The 2,555-nt window shown below is 64.8% G+C and carries 2 protein-coding genes; both read right to left on the bottom strand.

Features of this window, described 5'->3' with window-relative positions:
• Positions 1-156: 156 nt before the first annotated feature.
• Entirely contained in the window at positions 157-1,299 is a 1,143-nt protein-coding gene (locus QZY48_RS17375) for a Fic family protein (protein WP_295433312.1), read from the bottom strand.
• A gap of 368 nt (positions 1,300-1,667) precedes the next feature.
• On the bottom strand, positions 1,668-2,297 hold the full coding sequence (locus tag QZY48_RS17380; RefSeq protein ID WP_295433315.1) for a DUF2238 domain-containing protein: 630 nt from the start codon (positions 2,295-2,297) through the stop codon (positions 1,668-1,670).
• Positions 2,298-2,555 lie beyond the last annotated feature (258 nt).

Below are 2,555 nucleotides of genomic sequence, written 5' to 3' on the forward strand. Positions count from 1 at the left end.
CGACCGCTAGCTCGATGGCCAGCGTGCGGGGCGGCGTAGTCAGGGCTTCCAGCCCTGACTGTTCCAGCCCCGACACCGTCAGGCCAGGATGGCCTGACTACGCACTTTCACGGTAAGCCTCGACCTCCTGTCTCCATGCGGTGCGATACGCCGATATCAGAATAAAGCCATTGAATCCGAACCCTGTCCCGGCGTCGCCGGGACCTGCAAGGCATAGCGGGTATGCTTGCGCTCCCCGCTGCGGGTGAGCGCGCCCTTGGCCACCAGGTCCTGGAGGTCGCGGGTGGCGGTGGCGCGCGAGGTGCGCGTCAGCGCGATGTAGTTCTCCGCGCTCAAGCCCCCGCGGAAACCCTCGGGTCCGGCGGCGAACAGGCGCCCGAGGACCTTCTCCTGGCGCGGGTTCAATTGGCCCTTGAGCCGATCGTACAGCCTGGCCTTGGCGATGAGCAAGCCGACCCGTGCCCGGGAATAGTCGAGGGCGTCCAGCGTGGTACGGGCGAAGTAATTCAACCAGTCGTCGACCGGATTGCCCTTGTTGGCCCTTTGCAATGCCTCATAATAGGCCTTCTTGTGCCGCTGGATACAATGGGAGAGGGCCACCAGGGTCGGTTGCCCAAGGCCCTGCGCCAAGGCCTTTTCCGCGATGGCCCGGGCAATACGACCATTGCCGTCCTCAAAGGGGTGAATGCTGACGAAATACAGATGGGCAAGACCCGCGCGCGTCAAGGGGGGCAGGGCGCCGACACCGGCCGGCGCGGTATGCTCGAACCAGGCGAGAAAGCGCTCCATCTCGGCCGGTACCAGCGCCGCGGGCGGCGCCTCGAAATGAACCCGCGGTGCATAGACGGCGCCGGACACGACCTGCATCGGCTCCGCCCGACGGCGATAGCACCCGACCTCATCCAGGTCCGATCGTCCCCTCACCAGCATGGCCTGCCAGGCCCGGAGGGTGTCATGCGACAGGGGTGCCTGGAACCGGCGATAGAGGTCCACCATCAGCTCTGCCATTCCCGCCTCGGCCGGGGGGACACGCCGCTCGTCATGGGCCAGCCCGAACTGACGCAAGAGCGAGGACTGAAGACTGTCGCGGTCCAGATACTCGCCCTCGATCCGGGCGGTCATCACGGCCTCGTCGCCGACGCAGTCGATCGTCAGTCGGCGCTGCTCGGTGTCGTCAAGGTGTGCGAAAGCCCCGAAAAGGCGCCCGGACTCATGCAGCAGGCGCGCCTCCAGGGCCGCCAGCGGCGCCGGGTCAAACGTGAAGGCAGGCCAGTCGGGTTGTTGCCAGTTCCAGCGCATGAGGCATAGGGGGTGCGTTTATCGCTCAAAAAACAGGGGGTCCGTGAGTTATAGGCGCCGATTTTACCCCTGGTGTCGCGTCGGCGCCACGGCCAGTTCGTTACCGGGTGCGATCAGAACGGATGTGTTAACGTACGTTTCGTAGGGTATGCATCGCGTGCCCGCCAACCTGCCACGACCGCCGGAGCCGGGTACGCGATGCGTACCCTACAACCACAGCTACCGGACGTTCTCACGGACCGGGCATCGTTGTCGTTGTCGTGGTCGGATTATTCGATTTCGACAACTACAACGACAGCGTCCCCGGGATCTCGGTCACCACATCAGTTCTGATCGCACCCGCGGCAGACGTCAAGGCAGTTGTCGCATCAGGCCGCGGCGGCACGTTCCAGTCGCTCGATTTGATGGTCGTGGAGCTTCGACAGCAGGAGCAGCGAGGTGACCGCCCCGATGAGTGCGAAGAACATGTCGGACTGCGTGTCCCAGGGATCGCCCTGGGTGCCCAGGAACTCGTCGGCACCGCTGCCCAGCGCCAGGGCGGCACCCCACTCGATGAGCTCGTAGGCGGCGCTGATCGCCAGGACGATGCAGACAACGATGAACGCCAGCATCTTGCGTCCGTTTACATAGCTGCCGCGAAGCAGTATCTCGCGCGCCGCGAGCGCGGGGACAAAGCCCTGGAAGAAATGGCCAATCTTGTCGTACGGGTTGCGTTGCAGGTCGAGCGCCTGCGCAATGTCAAAGCCAAGCGGTACCCGGGCGTAGGTGTAGGCGCCGCCGAGCATCAGCACCAGCGCGTGTAGAAAGATGCCGACATACAGCAGTGTCGAGAGTGGGAATCGCCGATAAGTCACGGCAAGCACGGGGAGCACCAGCAAGATCGGAAAGACCTCCATGATCCAGGTCAGGCGGTCGTATGGCTGGGCGCCTGACCAGGCCAGCAGGCCAAGCAGAACGGTCAAGGCAATCAGCAGCGGCTTGGTGCGGTCAGGGGGCATGGCTGTTGTGCAACCTCATGATCTGCGATGAACGGAGTTTGGGCGCCGGAGCCGCAGGGCAGCGGGCCTTGCTCGTCGTTGCGGCCGCCGCCCAGGCATTGCGCACCGGAGGTCGAGGCTTTACCGTGAAAGTCCCCTGCGTAGCCAGGCCATCCTGGCCTGGCCAGGCTGGAGCAGTCAGGGCTGGAAGCCCTGACTACGCAGGCTCGCTCGCCAGCGATCGGCATGACTTTCATCTGCCGGGGTGGCGCGGGCGCC

Source organism: uncultured Thiodictyon sp. (assembly GCF_903828115.1).
GTDB lineage: Bacteria > Pseudomonadota > Gammaproteobacteria > Chromatiales > Chromatiaceae > Thiodictyon.

Coding starts and splice junctions, on each gene's coding strand:
- QZY48_RS17375 (WP_295433312.1), bottom strand. CDS start 1,299: ATGCGCTGGAACTGGCAACAACCCGACTGGCCTGCCTTCACGTTTGAC.
- QZY48_RS17380 (WP_295433315.1), bottom strand. CDS start 2,297: ATGCCCCCTGACCGCACCAAGCCGCTGCTGATTGCCTTGACCGTTCTG.